Here is a 19,473-nt window from a genome sequence, read left to right as displayed (position 1 = left end):
GGTTGTCACGGATGATCAGCTACTGCCGGGATATGCGGACGCTGATCTTCTCATCGGCGCGATCGGCGACCTGCTTGATGGCAGTGGCCTCGATCACCGCACGGGCGTACGCCTCGATCTGGAGGAGGCCACCCTCGGGGACCACCCGCCACAGGTCAGATGCCGAGGGACTTCTTGAGGAAGTCGAGCTGAAGGAGCAGCAGGTTCTCGGCGACGACCTCCTGGGGGGTCATGTGGGTGACGCCCGAAAGCGGCAGCACGGTGTGCGGCCGACCGGCCGCCAGCAGCGCCGACGACAGCCGCAGGGTGTGCGCGGCCACGACGTTGTCGTCGGCCAGGCCGTGCACGAGCAGCAGCGGGCGGTCCAGCTTCTCCGCGTCGGCGAGCAGCGAGGACCCCTCGTAGTGTCCCTCGTCCGGATGGCCGAGGTAGCGCTCGGTGTAGCAGGTGTCGTACAGCCGCCAGTCGGTGACCGGCGCCCCCGCCACGGCGGCGTGGAAGACGTCCGGCCGGCGCAGCACCGCGAGCGCGGCCAGATATCCGCCGAACGACCACCCGCGGATGGCGACCCGCGACAGGTCGAGGTCGTCGGCGTGCTGCGCGGCGACCCCCTGGAGGGCGTCCACCTGGTCGTCGAGCGTGAGCGTGAAATCGTGCCTGACCTCGCGCTCGAAGGCCGGGCCGCGTCCCGGCGTGCCCCGTCCGTCGGCCACGATGACGGCGAAGCCCTGCTCGGCCCACCACTGCGGCTCCAGGAACATCCGCCGCGCGGCGAGCACACGCTGCGCGTGCGGTCCGCCGTACGGATCCATCAGCACGGGCAGCCGTCCCGACCCCGGCACGTGCCAGGAGGGGAAAAGGATCGCGGTGGACAGATCCCGCGAGCCCGCCCGGACGAAGGAGACCCGGGGCTCCAGCGGCGGCCGCTCGGCGACCGACCGGATCGAGCCGCCACCGGCGGGTGCGGTGCCGCCGGGACGGATGACCGCGATCGACGTGCCCTCGGTCTCCAGGCTCTGACCGGTGACGACGGTGACGCCGCCGGCGCGGCGGCCGCCGTACACCCCGGGCTCCATGACCACCGGGCTGATCGCGCCGTTCGCGTAGGTCCACAGGTGGATCTCGGTGGGTTCCCCGCTCGCCTGGAAGAGCACGGTGTCGCCGTCCACGTCGAGCACCGCCCTGACCTGCAGCGACGGCGGGGTCACCGGTTCTGAGCCGATGATCAGACGGCGGCCGCCGTCGGCGTCGGTCACCCAGACGAGCGTCCCGTCGGACAGGCGGGCCGGCACGCCGGTGACGATGTCCACCCAGGCGGGGTCGGTGTCCTCCCGGAGCCGCTCGGTCGCGCCGGTCGAGGGATCGACCGAGAGCAGGCGCATGCGGCGCTGGTCACGGGAGAGCGTCACGATCGCCGGTCCGTACACGTCCCAGATCGCGGTGACCAGATATTCCTGGTCGTACGGCACGGGCACGCGGGAGCCGTCGAGCCCGATCACGAACAGCGAGACCTCGGCGTTGGCCGTCCCGGCCGCGGGGTAGCGCTGGGGCACGGCCGGGCGGCCGGGATTGGCCGGGTCGGCGATGTGCCAGAGCGCGACGGGGGAGTCGTCCACGCGGGCGACCAGCAGACGGTCCCCCGACGGGGACCACCAGTAGCCCCGCATGCGTTCCATCTCCTCGGCGGCGACGAACTCGGCCAGGCCGTAGGAGACCTCGTCCTGCTCGGGTGTGGCCAGGGCCGTGTCCGTCCCGGTGGAGAGGTCCTGCACACGCAGGGCGCCCCCGGTGACGTAGGCCACCTTCGTGCCGTCCGGGGCGAGCCGGGGGTCGATCACCGGGCCCGGGGTCTCCAGGCGGCGCGTCACCCCGCTCGCGAGGTCGACGAGGTGGAGCTCGCCCGACAGGGCGAAGACGGCCACGCGCACCTCACGGTCGGTCGAATAGCCGACCACGCCGCCCGCCGACTCCCTGGACCGCTCGCGGCGGGCCCGCTCCTCGGGCGGCAGATCCTCGTCGGCCGCGCCGAGCGCGAGTGGGTCGACGACGAGCCGCTCCGTTCCCGTCGCGACGTCGAACTCCCACAGACACGTCACGGCATCGATGCCGGACCTCGTGCGCAGGAAGATCACCCGATCGCCCTGTGGGGAGATCGTGAAGCCGCGCGGCACCCCCAGGGTGAACCGCCGGGTCCTTGCCTGCAGGCGCGGGAAACTGTCTGTCATAACTCCTCATCCTGCCAGTTCCGCCTCTCCTGCGGATGGTGGCGGATATGTCGGGAAAGGGCATGACTTTAAGATCGAAGGCATGGTGGATCGCCGTTTGCTGCTCGTGCACGCCCACCCGGACGACGAGACGATCGGAACCGGGGCGACCATGGCCGGATACGCGGCCGAGGGAGCCCACGTGACGCTCGTCACCTGCACCCTCGGAGAGGAGGGCGAGATCATCCCGCCCGAGCTCGCGCACCTCGCCGCCGACCGCGACGACACACTGGGCAAGCATCGCATCGGCGAGCTCGCCGCCGCCTGTGCGGCGCTGGGCGTCACCGACCACCGCTTCCTGGGCGGTGCGGGCCGATGGCGCGACTCCGGCATGATGGGCGTCCCCTCCAACGACGTCCCCGGCTGCTTCTGGCGGGCCGATCCGGACGAGGCGGCCGGCGAGCTGGTCAGGGTGATCCGCGAGGTCCGGCCGCAGGTGCTGGTCACCTACGACGAGAACGGCTTCTACGGGCATCCCGACCACATCCAGGCGCATCGTGTCGCCTGGCGCGCCTTCGAGCTGGCGGCCGATCCCGCTCACACGGAGGGCGGCGACCCGTGGCGGATCGCCAAGTTCTACTTCACCGCCTCCCCGAAGTCGGTCATGAAGCGGGCCGCGGAGGAACTCCGGGAGAGCGGCATCGGCTTCGCGCCCGAGCCGGTCGACGATCTGCCGTACGGCTGCGCGGACGGCGCGGTCACCACGGAGATCGACGCCAGGCCGTACGTCCCGGCCAAACTCGACGCGATGCGGGCGCACGCCACCCAGATCTCCGTACGCGACCCGTGGTTCGCGCTCTCCAACGGCATCGGCCAGCGGGCCTCCGGCGTCGAGCACTTCATCTTGCGGGCCGGGACCCGTGGACCTTCCGGGATCGGCGTGCCACGGGAGGAGGGCGGCCTCGGCGAGCCGTACGACCGCGAGACCGACCTGTTCGCGGGCATCGACTAATCTCGCGCCTATGAGGGAGGAGATCCCCGGAGCCTCCGGGGTGGAGCCGCAGCGCCTCGGCGGGGTCGAGCCGCAGCATCTCGGCGGGGTCGAGCCACAGCGCCGCGAACACGTGCCGAGGCCGGTGGACGGCGACGCCATGGCTCCGATGGTCGCCGGGGCCGCCTACGGCATGCTCTTCCTCCTGGGCATCGTGCTCGGCGTCGTCGGCGGGTTCCAGCACTCCTGGTACGCCGGCGGGGTGCCCGTCGCCGCCCTCGCCTGGCTGGTGGTCCTGTTCGCGGTGCCGTACGGCATGGGCAGGCTGATGGGCGGCAAGGCGGGGGCGCTCGTGCCCGCGCTCGGCTGGTTCGCGTCGTCGTTCCTGCTGGCCGCCAAGCAGCGTGCCGGAGATCTCGTCATCGCCGGCGACACCTCCGGGTTCTGGTACCTCTACGGCGGGGTCGCGGTCCTGGCGGTGGCGGTGATCGTGACCCGGTCCAGCGGGTCCTGGCTGCTGAGGTCGTACGGCGGAGCCTGAAGCCGGGCACTGCGCTGCGAAATCGTTATGCGACTCTGCGTCATCGGACCGCTTTACTCATGAGTGCGGGACGCGCATGCTGATGGCATGAGGCGTTCGCACCGGATCAGACAGGTGGTCAACTACGCGAACCTCTCCACCCCGCTGGGGCTGCTGATCGCCCTGATCGGCGGAGCGAGGCTCCGCCGCGGCGAGCGGGGGCTCGTCTACGCGTACGGCTACCGCGTCCCGTTCCCCGTGGCCGGGGCGTTCACGGTCGGCAACGTGATCACGACCAGGCATGCCGAGGGCTACCTCGCCGGCCGGCTCCTCGACCACGAGTCGCGGCACGCCACGCAGTACGCCGCCTGCGTCGGGCCGCCCATGCTCGTCCTGTACGCACTGGCGTCGGCGTTCTCACTCGCCGTCTGCGGTCACCCCGCCTCGTGGAACGTGTTCGAACGGCTGGCCGGCCTGGAAGACGGCGGATATCCGCGGCTGACTCCCCTGTGGCGCCGGGGCCGGGAGCACGGGCCGGTCAAGAGGAAGAATGGAATCCGTCTGCCGTAGCAGGAATATTTCCGCCCGTACGGGGATCATGGAATGCGGAAGGGAGGGGTTCATGTCGCAGACGATCCGCCCTGAGAGCCCGGAGACACCATCAGTCGAGACACCATCGGCCCCACAGGTTCCCCAGAAACCCCAGACACCCCAGACCTCTGAGGGCACGCGGAGCCCGGCCGTTTCACGCCGCAGCTGGCCGTCGAGCTTCGCCGACCGCCTGACCACGCCGCTGCCGGCCTTTCGCGAGGTCCTGAGCGTGATGTGGCACGGGGGGTTCCGCACCGATGTCGGCGACGCCGACCAGATCCCCGTCCACCGCAGCGGTCTTCCCCGGGCCGCCACCACCGACGTGATCGTGACCTGGGTCGGCCACGCCACCTACATCGTCCAGATCGGCGGGCTCACCGTGCTGACCGACCCCGTCTGGTCCCGCAAGATCCCGGGTGTGCGTCAGCGACTGACCCCGCCGGGCGTGGCCTGGTCGGACCTGCCGAAGATCGACGCGGTCGTCATCAGCCACAACCACTACGACCATCTCGACGCCGCCACCGTGCGCCGGCTGCCCAAGGACACCGCGATCTTCGTCCCCGCCAAGCTCGCGTCCTGGTTCACCCGCCGGGGATTTCGCGACGTCACCGAGCTCGACTGGTGGGAGTCCGCCGAAATCGGCGGCGTGACGTTCGACTTCGTGCCCGCCCACCACTGGAGCCGCCGCACACTCTGGGACACCTGCCGCACCCTGTGGGGCGGCTGGGTGCTGGGCTGGGGCGGCCGCCGCGTCTACTTCGCGGGCGACACGGCCTATGGCGAGCGGTTCGCCCAGATCGGTGAGCGCTACCCGGGCATCGACCTCGCCTTGATGCCGGTCGGTGCCTACGAGCCGCGCTGGTTCATGAAGGTCAGCCATGTCGACCCCGCGCAGGCCGTGCAGGCCTGCGTCGACGTCGGGGCCCGCCGGATGGCGACCATGCACTGGGGCACGTTCGTGCTCTCGGCCGAGCCGCTCCTCGGGCCGGTGCGTGAGGCGCGGGCGGCCTGGGCCGCGCACGGCCTCGACCCCGACGACCTGTGGGACCTCGCCGTCGGCGAGAGCCGCGTGCTGCGCTGAAGCGGACGGTACGCGCCCGGCCCGGGTGCACTGCCCGGGTGCACTGCCCGGTGAGTGCCTGTCAGCATGCCCTGCCGCGCGCACTCCCTAGATCCTGCCGATGTCGGCCGGGAGACCGAGACCGAGGACGTGGTCGAAGTGGAGGAACGTCTCGAACCGCGACCCCGGCGGCACCGACTCGTCGTCTCCGAGCTCGGCCAGCAGGTGGAGCGCGAGCGGCGTGTCGAGGTCGTCGTCGAGCGCCAGCTGCACGGGCGCAGCGCGGTCCTTGTCGATGGGACGGCTGGGCGACTCGGCCCACTCGGCGACCCGCCGCCGCCACCGTCTGAGCGTCTCGTCGGCCTCGCGCAGGACGGCCCAGGTCAGCTCGATCGGCGACCGATATCCGTACGCCAGGAAGGCCTGCCGTACGGCCACCGGATCGAGCCCGGCCGCTGAGACATCGGACAGGTAAGCGGCGTCCGGCTGCCGGGGGAGGCCGACCCGCCCGGTCACCGCCCAGCGGCCCGGGGAGCCGTTCCGGGGCGTCGGGGACCCGGCCGCGCCGACGTGAAGGTCGATCCGTACGTCGGCGCCCGCCGGCGAAGGGTGCTCCTGCGGGCGCACGTTGAGCGCGAGTACGTCGTCGCGCGGCGGCTCGACGTCATGGAAGGCGAGCACGCGCAGCCGCCGCCGCTCGCCCATCCTGCGCACCACGTCGGCGAGCACGAGCGGGCGCAGCTCGTCCAGCCGCGCGGGCCGGTCATCGGCCCCGCCCCCGTGGACGTGCATCAGCAGGACCCGCGAGGAAGGCGGGACGATCGGCTCGGTCCGCCCGGTCACCATGTCGTACAGGGACAGCATGCTCCCGAGCCTAGATCGTGGCTGACGGTGTTCGCCGGACGCCCCCGTGACCGCGGGACCTCGGAGCCTAAGCGGAGGGGAGGAACCGCAGGATCTCCCGGTCGCCGCGCTCGCGCAGCCGGTCGAGCACCTCCTCTCGCGAGGCGCCCTCGGGCAGGCCGATGCGGGCGCCGATCAGCCGCAGCCCCTCCGCCTCGGAGGCGACCGGAGCCGTGTAGCCGATGAGGTACAGGGCCTGGTTGAGCGGCGGCAGCCCGGCCACGGCGGCGGGCAGGAACCGGGTCAGCAGCTCTCCGCCGTCGGAGACCGTGAGGAACACGTGGTCGCCCTCGGAGGCGTTGTACTCGGCGAGCACCGGCCTGATCGACCCGATGGTCGGCTGGTTGTGCCAGCTTATGATCACCTCGCCGCTCGGCGCCGAGGCGGTGAGCTGCCCACCGGGGGCCATGCCCAGGTGCGCGGCGAAGCCGGTCGGCAGGGGAGAGCCGGAACCGCGCAGGTGCTCGGCGTTGACGTCGACGCGGTGCCACCAGCGGCCGTCGCGGCTGCGGAAGCAGCGGCGGGTCATCGACACGTCGCGACGCGGATGGTACGGCTCGGCGGGCTCCTGCCCGGCGATCCTGATGTGGCCGCGCTGGGTGCGCTCGAACCCGGGCCCCCCGGCGTACGCCCTTATGGAGCTCTCGCTTACGTCGTAGCGCGAGGTGAGACTGTCCACGATCGTGTTCACGGAGGCCTCGCCGCCGGCCCGCTCGATCTCCCGGGTGATCATCTCCCGGATGCCCAGGTATTCGTCGCCGCCCCAGCGCCGCAGGCCGTACTTGCTGCGGTCGAGACGCAGGAACCGTTCGTCGGAGCCGAGTTGGCCGCGTACACCGGCGAGGCTGTGCTCTCCGCCGATCCGCGCCTGGATCTCCTCGGGCGTCAGCGGGGTTCCCGCGACGGACAGCACCGCCTCGGCCCGGTCGCCCAGGGCGCGCGGCCAGGGCACCACGTGGCCGTCCAGGACCCGCAGGTGCGGGATCGCGGCGAGCCAGCGCTCGGCCATGTCCTCGCGGATGCCGAGCTTGCCGATCAAAACCACGGACTCGCCCAGCGGGCGCGGCCCGTCGGCGAAGAGCTGCCGGGTCTTCTCCCGCAGCTCGTCGGCGCCCCCGGCGACCAGCCAGCCGTCCACCTGCTCATATCCGCTGAGCAGCGTACGGACGACCCGCCAGGCGGGGATGGCCAGCGTGACGAGTTCCGCGCGGTGCCAGGGCACGGCGGCCGCGAGGTCGTCGGCGGGCACGGCCGCGCCGAGCCGGTTGCGCAGCCAGGACAGGTGGGCGTTCAGCGGAGCGGCCTCCGGGCGGGTCAGCCACTCCATGACGTGGTCGCGCAGGTCGCGTTCGATCTGCCGGATCCGCTCCCGGGTGATCGAGAAGCGCTGGGCGAGCTCGTCCAGGGTGGCCCGGTGGTGTACGGCCTGGCCGGGCTGCTGCTGTTCGGCGTGGAGGGAGGCATCGAAGTAGAGCCGGTCCCTGGCGATCGCCAGCTGCCGCTCGTCCAGCCCCGCGAAGATCTCGTCGATGACTTCGGGCATCGGGCGTTCCGGCAGGGCCGGGGGGACCGGGACACCGACCGGTGCGGCGTCCTCGCCGGGATCGGTGGCCAGCAGCTTGTCGATCATCTCGGTGAAGAGCCGGTGGACGCTCTCGCGGGGGCCGGGCGTCTTCTGGCTCTCCTGGGGATCGGTGAACCTGAGCAGCGGAAGGATGTCCCCGAGGATCAGGTGCGCCCAGCAGGCGGTGGTGAGGTCGGCCAGCCGGGACGCCACCTGGGCGGTGCCCACCGCCGCACAGGCGCGATCGAGTGGCAGCGCGTGCCACCAGGCGTCGGGGAGGCCGGGGTCGCTCGCGATCGGCTCCACCTGACTGGGCGCGGTCCAGCGCAACGGGGGGACGATGTCGCTAAGGCTCAGGTTCATGCATGTCCAACAAGGGGAAGGTGTCCGCGGATCAGACTAGGGGATCCAGGTCGCGTCGTGTGGATCTTCCTGCTCTCGCGGCCGTCCGGATGGCGCCGCGCCACGATGAAGATCCGTGGAAACTCCCTGGAGATCATGTGGGCAGGAAGGGACTGGCGCGTCCGCAGTAGGACACATAAAGAAGTTCGCTCGCTCGCGTGCACGCCACGTAGAGCAGCCCCCGTTCTCTCTGCAGATCGTGCGCCCGGGCCGTGGGATCCTCGGTGACCGGGGTCAGCGCTTCCGGCGCCGGCACGATTCCGTCTGCCACGCCTATCACGGCCACCCGCCGGAATTCCAGCCCTTTCATGCCGTGCAGCATCGTGACCTTGACCGTGACGCCCGCGTCGCGCAGTGCCGTACGGGCGGCCCTGACCAGGTCCGCCGTACGCGCGGCGACGCCGATGCCGGCCATGGGCACGCCTTCCTCCAGCCACGCCGAGACATGGGAGACGAGCCCGTCGATCTCGGCCTCCTGGCTCACGTACTCCCGCACCATCGGGCGCGGGCCGTGGCCGACCGTGCGGAAGCCGTACAGGTCGGCCTGCCCGCTGACCAGACCGTCGGCCGGGCCGCCGCCGCGCAGCCGCACGCCCCACGACAGGATCTCCTGCGGCAGCCGGTAGGAGATCTTGAGGTGGTACCTGCGGGCCGGGATGCCGACGTCGGCGAGCGCCACCCGGGTGTCGAACATCCGCTGATGGGGGTCGCCCACGATGAACAGGTCGTTCGGACTGACGGGGACAGCCGACCGCAGCAGCCGCCACTGCGCCGGATGGAGGTCCTGCGCCTCGTCCACCACCACGTGCCGGTACGGCTCCCGCCCCGGGGCCTCGTCGCCCAGCAGGTCGCCCACCGCCCGGCCGAGCAGCCCCGCCGCGTCGGAGGCGAGCTGGATCAGCGTGCGGCGGCCGGACTCCCGCAGCCGCCCGACGACGTGCCGCACGGCCGCCCACACGGCTGCCCTGGCCGCCGCGTCCAGCTCGACGCCGCGGCCCGGCCGTGTCGCGGCCTGATACTCCTCCAGCGTGCGCAGGTCCTGGGCGAGGATGACCTGCTCCCACTCGCGGTGCAGGAACGCGGGCCCGAACCGGCCGCCCACCGCCTCCCGCCACAGCTCGGCGAGGTCGTCGGCGCCGACGATCGTGGGCGGATGGCCCTCCGCCTCGGCGACCACGCGCTGGGCGACGCGGTCGATGTTCCCCACCTCGATCCGGCCGCGCGCCGCCTTGTCGTCGAGGATCATGTCGAGCTTCGCCGACAGCTCGGCCGCCAGGCCCTGGGAGAAGGTGACCAGCAGGATCCGGCCGGTGCCCGCCCGGGCGAGATGGGCCGCCCGGTGCAGGGCGATGATCGTCTTTCCGGTGCCCGCGCCCCCGGTGACCAGCACCGGACGGTCGTAGTAGAGCCGGTTGGCGTAGGTGTGCTGCGGCGGATACAGGAAGGTGCACCAGTGCGGCAGCGTGAGCACCCGGTCGAGCGTGTGCCGATCGGGCGTGAACACCGCACGGTGCGGGCTGCGCCGCAGCGCCGACGGCAGGTCGTCGGGATCGCTCACGAGCCCCGGCGACGATCGGCACGAGTCCAGCTCCCGCCAGGCCGCCTCCGGCGAGCCGCCGCGGGCGAGCACGGAAAGCGGGGCGAGCTGGCTCTCCGGCAGCAGCGGCTCCACCGCCATGAGGTGGGACTCGGAGACCATCAGCCGCAGCAGCGGCAGCAGTTCGTCGTCGATGCCGAGGTTCAGCAGGTCGGCGTCGCGGTACGCGGCGAAAAGCCGCCGATCCGAGCTCAGCGAGGCCCGTCGCAACGCCGGCTCGATCCGCTCCAGCGCCTCGGCGTCCCAGGTCTCGACGACCCCGATCGCCGGATTCACCCCGAACCGGTGGCGCTGGGCGAAGGACCACGCCATGGTGTCGGGCAGCACGGTGACGAGCCAGTACAGATCGTCGTGCCGTACGGCGACGCCCCGGTGCTGGTCGGCGAGTCGCAGTGTGATGACGCGCCGGTCCCGGCCGCCCCTGACCCGTTCCGGATGCGGTGCCGCTGGGGAGCCCAGCAGAAGCCTGCGCAGCATGACGATCACATCCCGGCGCACCGGGGGGGCCAGTGCACCGAGATCACGGACGAACTCCGGTGCGATCGCGAGCCGGGACATCCGCTATCCCAGCAGTTCCAGCAGATCGCGGTCTCCGCGTTCGCGCAGCCGCGCGAGGAGTTCTTCTCGGTCGGCCTGTCCGTGGGTGAGCCCGATCCGGGTCGCGATCACGCGCTCGGCCTGCTCCCGGTCACGGCCGGGCGCGGTGTAGCCCACCAGGCGCAGCGCCCTCCTCGTCGTCTCTCCGTCCTGTGCGGCGGGCAGATGCCGTACGCGCAGCATCCCCTCCTCGGAGAGGGTGAGGAAGAGGTGGCCGTCCTCCTCGGCCGCCACCTCCGTCAGGAGCCGCTCCATCGAGCGGAGGACGGGGTGGGCGTGCCAGGCCAGCACGACGGCCCCGGCGGAGCTGCGCACGACGCGGCTCGTGCCCGGGGCGAGCCCGAGATAGGCGGCGAAGCCGGTGGGCAGCGACACCTCGCCGCCGCTCAGGTGCGCACCGGTCACGTCGACCCTGAGCCACCACCGGCCGTCCGGCTGGCGGAAGCAGCGCCGGGTGAGCGCGACGTCCTTGAGCCCGGCGGGAAGCCCGGCGGAGAGCCCCGCGGGAAGCCCTGAGGGGAGCTCGGCAGGCGGTCCGGCGAAGAGCCCGAAGGGAATCCCGCCGGGAGGGCCCTCGGAGGCGTCACCGCCGGGGAGGGCGCCGGGGACGCCGTCCGGAACTTCGCCGGGGATGCCGCCGGGGATGTCGCCGGCCTCCCGGCGATCGGCCCTGTCCGGAGGCGCTGATGGCCGGGAGCCGCTCTGGATGCGGATCTGGGGCACGGTCTCCAGCCACTGCTTGGCCACATCCGGACGGATGCCGAGGGAGGCGACCAGCTCCACGGCGCGGGCGACCGTGGGCGGCGGCTCCGCCTCGGCTATCAGGCGGCGGGTCCGTTCGCGCAGCTCCGCCGGGTCAGCGGCCACCAGCCAGTCGCCGGAGACGCGGTAGCCGGGCAGCGTGGCGAGCACGAACTGCCACGCCGGCACCTCCAGGAAGCGCAGCTCCCGGCCATGCCAGTCGGCGACGGCCGCCAGGTGCGCGAGGGGAGCGGCCGTGCCCAGTGCCTCCGCCGTACCTGCCAGGTGTTCGCGGTACGGCTCCGCCACGGGAAGCGTGAGCCATTCGGCCAGCCGGGCCCTGAGGGCGGCCTCCAGGGCGGTGATCACGTCGGGGGAGACGGCCAGCAGCCTGGCCAGGTCTTCGACGGACGACGGGCCGCTGGTGAACACCCGGTTCTGCGCCACCATCCAGGTCTGGTCGTCCAGGTCGGCGAAGGCCGAGTCGATCAGGGCGGGGAGGTCGACCGAGACCGGGGAGCCGGCCGGGCCCGCGAAGCCGATCGAGTCTGGAAAACCGGCCGAGTCCGGCAGGCCGGGCGCCGAAGGTTCGAGGGCCCGCGGCCGGGGAGCCTGGGGTTCGGCGGCGGGGGAGCCGGACGCCGGGGATTCGATTGCAGGGGTTTCGACGGCAGCGCGTTCGATGGCGGGAGGCTCGGCGGCAGGGGGTTCGACGGCGGGGGGTTCGACGGCGAGCGGTTCGACGGCGGGGGGTTCGAAGGCACCGGATGCGAAGGCACCGGACATGGGGCCGGGGCGTCCGGCGGCGGCCGAAGGTCCGGCCGGAGAAAGCGCGGCGGACGGCGAGAGCCGTTCGAACACGGTGGTGAACAGGGCGGCCAGCATCGGGCGGGCGTTGATGAACGGCTGGTCGGCCAGCTCCCGGGCGGACAGCGACAGGAGCCCGGGCCAGGAGCCCGTACGGTTCAGCGCGATCGTGACCTGAGGGTCGTCGGCCTCATCCGGATCGAGCACGTACAGCGCGGGCAGGAGGTCCCCCACGGCGGCGGCCGGCCAGTGCTCCATGGCCAGATCGGTGAGCAGCTCGCCGAGCGAGGACGGATCGTGTGCGGTGAGCACGTGGGAGAGGGGGAGGCTCCGCCACCAGGCGTCGGGCAGCCCGGGCCGGGCCACGAGGAGGTCGATGCGGGTGGCGTCACTCCAGCGCAACGGTGGCACGAGGTCACTCAGGCAGAAGTTCAAGGCTTTCCCCATCACTCATGGACCAGAACATAGTCTGGCAAATCCCCCTGTCTTGGTGGCCGTTTCCTCCCTCAGGAGCGTCGATTTCTTCCCTCCGGACCGTCGACGACGTGATGGTGTGACCCGGTCGCCGAGGTCAGTGCCGTACGGCGGCGAACCGCAGGCGGACATAATCGGCCAGCCAGCCGGACTCGTGCCGCAACGCGGGGGCGGCGAGCTCGTTGACCCGCCGGAGCAGCGGCTCGACGGTCGCCGGAGGCACCTGTTCGAGCAGTGCGCCGGCGAACATCCGGACCCAGTCGGCCGCGCCGTTCGGGCAACCGTCCAGTGGCGTGGGGCAGTCGAAGCACTCCACGACCCTGACGGCGAACCCGCTCTTCTCCAAACGCGTGGCGTACTCGGCGGGACTGGGGAAGTACCACGGCAACTCGGGCTCGCGCAGACCGTGTTCCCGCCACGCGGTGAGCATCGCCGAGGTCAGCGTGGCGCAGTTGCCCGCCCCGCCGAACTCGGCCACGAAACGGCCGCCGGGCCGCAGCGCAAGCCGTACGCACTCGATCACCGAGTCCGGATCGCGGCTCATCCAGTGCAGCGCCGCGTTGGAGAAGACCGCGTCGTACGGCTGGGCCACGGTGAAGTCGTTGGCGTCGCCGACCGTGAAGTCCAGGCCGGGATGCTGCGCTATCGCCGCCTCGATCATGGTGTGCGAGCCGTCGATGCCCAGCACCTGTGCGCCACGGGCGGCGATCTCGGCGGTCAGCACGCCGGTGCCGCAGCCGAGGTCGAGCACACGCTCACCCGGCCGGGGGGCGAGCAGCTCGACGAGTGGCGCCCCCTGGGTCGAAACGTAACCGAAGAAGGAGCCGTCGTCGCCGCGCGTGTGCCACGTCGCCCGCGTCGAGGTGTCCCACCCGGCGCCTCCCGAGGTGCCCCATTGCGTGCTGCTTGAGGCGTTCCTCCCCAGGTGGCTCGGGGCTTCGTATCTCAAGGTCGGCTCGCATTCCAAGGTCGCTGTGATAACGGCGCAATTTTACGGCTTCGACCGACTCGGCGAGATCTAGAGCAGAAACCGCATACCGTCACAGAGACCGTGGTCAGCTGTCGGCGATCCCGGTCCAGTGGGTTTTGAGGTACGACCTGGCCTTGTCCTGCTGCGGGATCGTGAGGACCACCGGGGTTCCGGAGACCGCGGGGAGCCTGGCCGCGGCGTCCCGGTCCACGGTCCCGCGCATCTCCATGGCCTCCATCCTGGCCGGCCGGGCGTACGCCCTGAGGAAGAGGTTCTGGCCCTCGTCGGACAGCAGGAACTCCGCCCACAGGCGTGCGGCGGCCGGGTGCGGCGCCTCGGCGTTGACGGCCTGGAGGTAGTAGGAGGCGAGCACTTCGCCCCGCGGGATCGTGACCTGCCAGGACTTCTGGTCTCGCGCTGCGGCGGCCGAGTTCATGAAGTCCCAGTCGAGCACGGCCGTGGCCTGCGCGGGCCGGGCGAGCATCCCGCCCTTCTTGAGCCGGGAGAAGAGGTCGACCCCGCGTGCGGCGTCCGGCTGCCCCCCGCGCAGCGAGGCGGCCATGACGCCGCTGAACGCCGACGCCATCCGCCGCGGGTCGCCGGGCAGCGCGACCTGGGCGCCGGGCCGGAGCAGGGCGGCGTAGGAGGCCGGGGCCGGGAGCTTGCGCGGGTCGTAGCCGATCGACATGTAGCCGCCGTACGCCGCGAACCACAGGCCCTTGGGGTCCTTCAGCGTGTCCGGGATGTCGGTCCAGCCGCTGACCCGGTACGGCGCGAACCGCTTGGCGTTGGCCACGGCCACGCCGAGGCTGAGGTCGAACACGTCGGGCGCGTCCTTGGTGCCGCTCAGCCGGGTGGCCGCGTCGATCTGCTGCCGACTGCTGGCGTCCGGCAGGGTGCTGACGACCTTGATGCCGTACTTGTCGGAGAAGCGGTCGATGATCTCACCGTAGCCGACCCAGTTGCGGGCCAGCCCGACGACGGTGAGCGAGCCCTCCTTCTTGGCCGCCTCCACCAGCCGCTCCATCGTGCCGAATCCCTCGCGCAGGCTCGTGGCCCGCGGGTTCACCGGCGGAAGCTTCTTGTCTGCTGGCTGCGGCGCCGAGCACGAGGTCGTCACCGAGGCGGTCACGGAGACGGTCATCGAGGCGAGGATCGCCGCTACGGCGCGGGCGCGAATGGTCACGCTCCGAATATCGGCGAATCGGGGGCGGCCCGGCGAGGAGGCACGCGCGGGCAGGTGCCGCCGTTTGCGTGCTGATTACCGGCGCATGCGACCGGGGGGATCCGCCGGGGGCGTGCCGGGGGACGCGCCGGCGACTCCGCCAAGAGATCCGGTGGATCCGCCAAGCGATCCGCGCCGGTTCCCCGGGCTCTTCGAGACGGTCCCCGGGCTCTTCGAGACGGTCCCCGGGCTCATCGGGTCGGGACGACCTTGCCCGCCACGAGCGTCTCCTCCGCGATCTCGACCAGCGTGCCGTCGCGCCTGCGTACGGCGAGCACGCCGTCCTGCCAGGATTCCAGCACGCCGACGGCGTCCCGGAAGCCGTCCGGCACGCGGCGTCGCAGCGTCACCCGTCGTCCCACGTCATCGGGGCCGACCCGGACCACCAGCCGGGCTCCGAGGCGAGGCTCCACGACAACCACCCCCTCCTGGTTCCGGCGAGCGTCGGGCACCGCAATACTAGGTAATAGCAACAGCGGCCGAGCCGTGCGAACCCAGAAGGAGCCCGAGGTGACCTACGTCATCGCGCAGCCTTGCGTGGATGTCCTGGACAAGGCGTGCGTCGAGGAATGCCCCGTCGATTGCATCTACGAGGGCGAGCGTATGCTCTACATCCATCCCGACGAGTGCGTGGACTGCGGGGCTTGCGAACCGGTCTGCCCGGTCGAGGCGATTTTCTACGAGGACGACCTTCCCGACCAGTGGAAGGACTTCTACAAGGCCAACGTCGAGTTCTTCGACGAGCTGGGGTCGCCCGGCGGCGCCTCCAAGGTCGGCAAGATCAATAAGGATCACGCCGTCGTGGCCACCCTCCCGCCGCAGGCGGAAGGAGACTGACCCGGGACCGGGCCGGGGCGCGGCCGCCCTCGGCCCCGCCGGGTGCCCGCGTGCCGTGATCACGTACGGCGGCGTGCGCCCGCATCGATGTGCACCACACTGACGAGGGGATTTCCTTGATCGAGTTGCCGGACTTCCCGTGGGATCGGCTGGTGCCGTACCAGAACATGGCGCGGGCGCATCCCGACGGGATCGTCGACCTGTCGGTCGGCACCCCGGTGGACCCGGTGCCCCCCGTCATCCGTACGGCACTGGCGGACGCGGCCGACAGCCCCGGTTATCCCCAGACGTACGGAACCCCGCGGCTGCGTGAGGCGGCCGCGGGGTGGCTGCGCCGCCGCCACGGGGTGACCGTCGATCCGGCGGACGTCTTCCCGACGATCGGCTCCAAGGAGCTGGTGGCCTGGCTGCCGACCCTGCTCGGCGTGCGTCCAGGCGAGCGCGTCGTGTTCCCCGAGCTGGCCTATCCCACCTACGACGTCGGGGCCAGGATCGCCGGTGCCGAGCCGTACGCCTCGGACGGGCTGCTGGCGCTCGGACCCGAGCGTGTGCCGCTCGTGTGGGTCAACTCCCCGTCCAACCCGACGGGCAAGGTGCTGCCCGCCGAGCATCTGCGCAAGGTCGTCGCGTGGGCGCGCGAGCGCGGTGCGATCGTGGCCTCCGACGAGTGCTACATCGAGCTGGGCTGGGAGGAACAGCCCGTCTCGATCCTCCACCCCGACGTGTGCGGCGGATCGCAGGAGGGCCTGCTCGCGGTCCACTCGCTGTCGAAGCGGTCGAACCTCGCCGGATATCGCGCCGGGTTCGTCGCGGGGGATTCCAGGCTCGTCAAACGCCTGCTCGAGGTGCGCAAGCACGCCGGCATGATGATGCCGGCGCCGGTCCAGGCCGCGATGGTCGCCGCGCTCGACGACGACCGGCACGTGCTGGAGCAGCGGGAGCGGTACGCCCGGCGCCGGGCCGTGCTGCGCCCCGCGCTGGAGCGGGCGGGCTGGCGCATCGAGCATTCTGCGGCCGGGCTCTACCTCTGGGCGACCAATGGCGCCGACTGCTGGGACCAGGTGCGCGCGCTCGCCGAGAAGGGCATCCTGGTGGCGCCGGGCGACTTCTACGGGGACGCGGGCCGTTCCCACATCCGGGTCGCGATCACGGCCGTCGACGAGCGGGTCGACACCGCGGTAATGCGGCTCGTATGAGCCTCCAGTAGGATCGCGCGGCATGGCGACAGCGGTCGTGCTCGTGTTGAGCTTTGCCACAATAGTTGTGGTTTTGGGTGCTTTAGTCGCGAGTTCGCGGCGGGGCCGCTCGCCGTCCACCGTCCCCGTGTCCTCGTCGCCGGACGAGCCCGAGGGGGAGGCCGGCGGGGTCTCCGCCGACGATCCCGACTACTTCGACCCCAGAACGATCAGGGTGGGCGACACCGTCTACGTCCAGGCCGCGCGGCTGCGCGTTCTCGGCGCGCTGCACATGGGACGGCAGGGCGACCAGTGGACCGAATACCTGCTGGACGACGGCACGCGGCGCTACCAGTGGCTGTCGGTGAAGGAACGGCCGGGCCCGGCGGAAGGCATGCCCGGCCATCTTGAGGTCATGCTGTGGACCGAGGTCCCCACCCAGGGCATGGTCCCGGCCAAGCACATGCTGATCGTGGAAGGGGTAGAGTTCTACCCCGTCGACCGCGGCACGGCGTCCTTCCGCTCCGAGGGAGTGACCGGGCTCCCCGATCGCGGCCTGCTCGACTTCGCGGACTACCGGGCAGGCGACGGTCGCCATCTGGGCTTCCAACGCGTCCAGGGAGGTCAGTGGACCTCGTCCCACGCCCGTCCGCTGCCCCCCGGATCGATCTCCGTGGAGCGCCTCCCCTGACACTGGAGGTAAGTTCTGCAAGGTGACCAGACGCACGTCCAGAACCGCTCTGACCATTGTGGTCATCGTCGCCCTGCTGGCGGGCGGCATCTACTACGGCGTCTATCACCTGTTGAAGAAAGCCCGTCCGTTCGCCCTGGGCGAACACTGCATCATCGAGACCCCGGACGGGACGCTCGATCTCGATGTCGAGCAGACGCAGATCGCCGCCACGATCGCGGCCGTCGCGGTCCGGCGCAGGTTGTCGGAGCGGGCGCTGCAGATCGCCTACGTGACCGCCATCCAGGAGTCGAAGCTGGCGAACCTGCCGTACGGCGACCGCGACTCGGTCGGCGTGTTCCAGCAGCGGCCGTCCATGGGCTGGGGCACGTCCACGCAGCTCCAGGATCCCGTCTACGCGACCAGGAAGTTCTTCACCGCCCTGGAGAAGGTCAAGCGCTATCGGACCCTGCCGCTGCACGACGCGGCCCAGGCCGTACAGCGTTCGGCCGACGGCTCGGCGTACGCCCAGCACGAGCCGGCCGCGAAGATCCTCTCCGCCGCGTTCACCGGCCGGGTGCCCCAGGCGGTGCACTGCTGGTATCCGCCGCCGGACGGCTCGGTCGCGCCGCGGCCCGAGGCCGCGCGCAAGCAGCTGCTGAAGGAGATCGGCGACGACTCCTCACCCAAGCGCGGCTGGTTGATCGCCGCCTGGTACGTCGCGCACGCGCAGAAGTACGGCCTGCGGCAGGTGCGCTACAGCGGGGTCACCTGGACGGCGGCCACCGGTCACGACGGTTGGCGGAAGGACGGCGAGGACGGGGGCAGAGCCGTCGGGGCCGTGCAGATCGCCTGACCGCGGGGCGCCGTCTGGGCCCGCGCGCAGCAGGACATGACTATCGAAACACGACTAAGGTCAGGGGACATGCGGCTTGACCTTGCACAGGAAGTGGGCGCGCTGACGGCGCGACTGGTGGACATCGAGTCGGTGAGCGGAGACGAGAAAGCGCTCGCCGACGCGATCGAGGAGGCCCTGCTCCCCCTGGGCCACCTGACCGTTCGCCGGGTAGGCCACAACATCGTGGCACGCACCGAACTGGGACGGGCCGAGCGGATCGTGATCGCCGGGCACATCGACACCGTTCCGGTGGCCGGCAACCTGCCGAGCCGGGTGGCCGACGGCGTTCTCCACGGCTGCGGCTCCTCGGACATGAAGAGCGGCGTCGCCGTCCAGCTCAAGCTCTCCCTGCTGGAGAACCCGAACCGGGATCTGACCTTCGTCTTCTACGAGTGCGAGGAGATCGAGGCGGAGCGCAACGGCCTGCTGCGGCTGACCCGCGAGCACCCGGACTGGCTGGCCGGAGACCTCGCGGTCGTCATGGAGCCGACCGACGGGCTGATCGAGGGAGGCTGCCAGGGCACGCTGCGGGTCGAGGTCGTGGCCCGCGGCGTCCGGGCGCACAGCGCGCGGTCATGGGAGGGCGTCAACGCCATCCACGCGATCAAGCCGATCATCGACGTGCTGGATCGCTACGAGCCGCGCCGGCCCGTCGTCGACGGCCTGGAGTATCACGAGGGGCTGAACGCGGTGGCCGTGCGCGGCGGGGTCGCGGGCAACGTCGTCCCGGACGAGTGCGTGGTGACGGTCAACTACCGGTTCGCTCCGGATCGCACCCTCGATGAGGCACTCGATCACGTTCGCGAGGTGTTCGACGGGTTCGAGGTGCGGCTCACCGACGGCGCCCCCGGCGCCCGCCCCGGGCTGACCCACCCCGTGGCCGCCGCCTTCGCCGCGGCGCTCGGCGGTGTGCCGCGTGCCAAGCTCGGCTGGACCGACGTGGCCCGGTTCTCGGCTCTCGGGATTCCGGCCGTCAACTGCGGGCCGGGCGACCCCAACCTCGCGCACACGAGCGGCGAGCACGTCGGCCTCGCCAAGATCGAGGAGTGCGAGCGCCGCATGGTCGGCTGGCTCACCGGGTGAGACCGGGTCCCGGCAAGACGAAAGCGGCTTTCCTCGCCGGCCATTAGACGGGGAAAGCCGCTTTCGGTCCCGAGCAGCACCCTCGTCTCTTAGACGGCGCCACCTCCGCCCCCGGTTCCGTGCGGTTTCAAGATTGTTCGCCTCCGTCGACTAGCGTGGAAAAA

At 71.5% G+C, this 19,473-nt stretch carries 18 protein-coding genes; 9 read left to right on the top strand and 9 right to left on the bottom strand.

Annotation, left to right across the window (positions count from 1 at the left end):
* Positions 1-19 precede the first annotated feature (19 nt).
* The gene (locus ACQP1K_RS23960; protein ID WP_433497941.1) at positions 20-145 is read right to left on the bottom strand and encodes a Scr1 family TA system antitoxin-like transcriptional regulator; all 126 of its coding nucleotides are present in this window, start codon (positions 143-145) and stop codon (positions 20-22) included.
* A gap of 10 nt (positions 146-155) precedes the next feature.
* The gene (locus ACQP1K_RS23955) at positions 156-2,225 is read right to left on the bottom strand and encodes a prolyl oligopeptidase family serine peptidase (RefSeq protein ID WP_433497940.1); all 2,070 of its coding nucleotides are present in this window, start codon (positions 2,223-2,225) and stop codon (positions 156-158) included.
* A gap of 82 nt (positions 2,226-2,307) precedes the next feature.
* Between ACQP1K_RS23955 and mshB the strand changes: the two genes are divergently transcribed.
* The 4 genes from mshB to ACQP1K_RS23935 all read left to right on the top strand — a co-directional run bounded on the left by mshB (position 2,308) and on the right by ACQP1K_RS23935 (position 5,387).
* Positions 2,308-3,216, top strand: a complete 909-nt coding sequence (gene mshB, locus ACQP1K_RS23950; RefSeq protein ID WP_433497939.1) for an N-acetyl-1-D-myo-inositol-2-amino-2-deoxy-alpha-D-glucopyranoside deacetylase — start codon at positions 2,308-2,310, stop codon at positions 3,214-3,216.
* A gap of 10 nt (positions 3,217-3,226) precedes the next feature.
* The gene (locus ACQP1K_RS23945; RefSeq protein ID WP_433497938.1) at positions 3,227-3,736 is read left to right on the top strand and encodes a DUF6113 family protein; all 510 of its coding nucleotides are present in this window, start codon (positions 3,227-3,229) and stop codon (positions 3,734-3,736) included.
* An 87-nt stretch (positions 3,737-3,823) separates the two neighbouring features.
* Entirely contained in the window at positions 3,824-4,285 is a 462-nt protein-coding gene (locus ACQP1K_RS23940; RefSeq protein WP_433497937.1) for a hypothetical protein, read from the top strand.
* A gap of 52 nt (positions 4,286-4,337) precedes the next feature.
* Positions 4,338-5,387 carry an MBL fold metallo-hydrolase gene (locus ACQP1K_RS23935; RefSeq protein WP_433497936.1) on the top strand — a complete coding sequence of 350 codons (1,050 nt, stop codon included), beginning with the start codon at positions 4,338-4,340 and terminating at the stop codon, positions 5,385-5,387.
* Positions 5,388-5,474: 87 nt separating this feature from the next.
* Here the strand turns inward: ACQP1K_RS23935 and ACQP1K_RS23930 are convergent, their stop codons facing one another.
* The 7 genes from ACQP1K_RS23930 to ACQP1K_RS23900 form a co-directional block, all read right to left on the bottom strand.
* Entirely contained in the window at positions 5,475-6,230 is a 756-nt protein-coding gene (locus ACQP1K_RS23930) for a hypothetical protein (RefSeq protein WP_433497935.1), read from the bottom strand.
* Positions 6,231-6,297: 67 nt separating this feature from the next.
* Positions 6,298-8,196 (bottom strand): sigma factor-like helix-turn-helix DNA-binding protein, encoded by a 1,899-nt coding sequence (locus ACQP1K_RS23925; RefSeq protein WP_433497934.1) that lies wholly within the window; start codon positions 8,194-8,196, stop codon positions 6,298-6,300.
* 133 nt (positions 8,197-8,329) lie between these two features.
* Positions 8,330-10,390, bottom strand: a complete 2,061-nt coding sequence (locus tag ACQP1K_RS23920; RefSeq protein WP_433497933.1) for a UvrD-helicase domain-containing protein — start codon at positions 10,388-10,390, stop codon at positions 8,330-8,332.
* A gap of 3 nt (positions 10,391-10,393) precedes the next feature.
* Positions 10,394-12,379, bottom strand: coding sequence for a hypothetical protein (locus tag ACQP1K_RS23915; protein WP_433497932.1), 1,986 nt, complete (start codon positions 12,377-12,379; stop codon positions 10,394-10,396).
* 169 nt (positions 12,380-12,548) lie between these two features.
* Positions 12,549-13,400 (bottom strand): class I SAM-dependent methyltransferase, encoded by an 852-nt coding sequence (locus ACQP1K_RS23910; RefSeq protein ID WP_433497931.1) that lies wholly within the window; start codon positions 13,398-13,400, stop codon positions 12,549-12,551.
* Between the two features lie 106 nt (positions 13,401-13,506).
* Positions 13,507-14,607, bottom strand: a complete 1,101-nt coding sequence (locus ACQP1K_RS23905) for an ABC transporter substrate-binding protein (protein ID WP_433497930.1) — start codon at positions 14,605-14,607, stop codon at positions 13,507-13,509.
* A 230-nt stretch (positions 14,608-14,837) separates the two neighbouring features.
* Positions 14,838-15,059, bottom strand: coding sequence for a hypothetical protein (locus ACQP1K_RS23900; RefSeq protein ID WP_433497929.1), 222 nt, complete (start codon positions 15,057-15,059; stop codon positions 14,838-14,840).
* 97 nt (positions 15,060-15,156) lie between these two features.
* Between ACQP1K_RS23900 and fdxA the strand changes: the two genes are divergently transcribed.
* The 5 genes from fdxA (at position 15,157) to dapE (ending at position 19,309) form a co-directional block, all read left to right on the top strand.
* Entirely contained in the window at positions 15,157-15,483 is a 327-nt protein-coding gene (gene fdxA, locus ACQP1K_RS23895; protein WP_433497928.1) for a ferredoxin, read from the top strand.
* Positions 15,484-15,599: 116 nt separating this feature from the next.
* Positions 15,600-16,679 carry a succinyldiaminopimelate transaminase gene (gene dapC, locus ACQP1K_RS23890; protein ID WP_433497927.1) on the top strand — a complete coding sequence of 360 codons (1,080 nt, stop codon included), beginning with the start codon at positions 15,600-15,602 and terminating at the stop codon, positions 16,677-16,679.
* A gap of 67 nt (positions 16,680-16,746) precedes the next feature.
* Positions 16,747-17,349 (top strand): DUF4178 domain-containing protein, encoded by a 603-nt coding sequence (locus ACQP1K_RS23885; RefSeq protein ID WP_433501631.1) that lies wholly within the window; start codon positions 16,747-16,749, stop codon positions 17,347-17,349.
* A gap of 22 nt (positions 17,350-17,371) precedes the next feature.
* Positions 17,372-18,184 (top strand): hypothetical protein, encoded by an 813-nt coding sequence (locus ACQP1K_RS23880; protein WP_433497926.1) that lies wholly within the window; start codon positions 17,372-17,374, stop codon positions 18,182-18,184.
* A gap of 69 nt (positions 18,185-18,253) precedes the next feature.
* A complete protein-coding gene (gene dapE, locus ACQP1K_RS23875; RefSeq protein ID WP_433497925.1) occupies positions 18,254-19,309 on the top strand; it encodes a succinyl-diaminopimelate desuccinylase in 1,056 nt (351 codons plus the stop codon).
* Positions 19,310-19,473 lie beyond the last annotated feature (164 nt).

This window comes from Sphaerimonospora sp. CA-214678, assembly GCF_050942215.1.
GTDB lineage: Bacteria > Actinomycetota > Actinomycetes > Streptosporangiales > Streptosporangiaceae > Sphaerimonospora.
This window is presented reverse-complemented; position numbering and strand designations above follow the sequence as displayed.

Excerpts from the sequence above, each read along its gene's own strand:
- ACQP1K_RS23955 (WP_433497940.1), bottom strand. The coding sequence starts at position 2,225 with ATGACAGACAGTTTCCCGCGCCTGCAGGCAAGGACCCGGCGGTTCACC.
- mshB (WP_433497939.1), top strand. The coding sequence starts at position 2,308 with ATGGTGGATCGCCGTTTGCTGCTCGTGCACGCCCACCCGGACGACGAG.
- ACQP1K_RS23945 (WP_433497938.1), top strand. The coding sequence starts at position 3,227 with ATGAGGGAGGAGATCCCCGGAGCCTCCGGGGTGGAGCCGCAGCGCCTC.
- ACQP1K_RS23940 (WP_433497937.1), top strand. The coding sequence starts at position 3,824 with ATGAGGCGTTCGCACCGGATCAGACAGGTGGTCAACTACGCGAACCTC.
- ACQP1K_RS23935 (WP_433497936.1), top strand. The coding sequence starts at position 4,338 with ATGTCGCAGACGATCCGCCCTGAGAGCCCGGAGACACCATCAGTCGAG.
- ACQP1K_RS23930 (WP_433497935.1), bottom strand. The coding sequence starts at position 6,230 with ATGCTGTCCCTGTACGACATGGTGACCGGGCGGACCGAGCCGATCGTC.
- ACQP1K_RS23925 (WP_433497934.1), bottom strand. The coding sequence starts at position 8,196 with ATGAACCTGAGCCTTAGCGACATCGTCCCCCCGTTGCGCTGGACCGCG.
- ACQP1K_RS23920 (WP_433497933.1), bottom strand. The coding sequence starts at position 10,390 with ATGTCCCGGCTCGCGATCGCACCGGAGTTCGTCCGTGATCTCGGTGCA.
- dapE (WP_433497925.1), top strand. The coding sequence starts at position 18,254 with ATGCGGCTTGACCTTGCACAGGAAGTGGGCGCGCTGACGGCGCGACTG.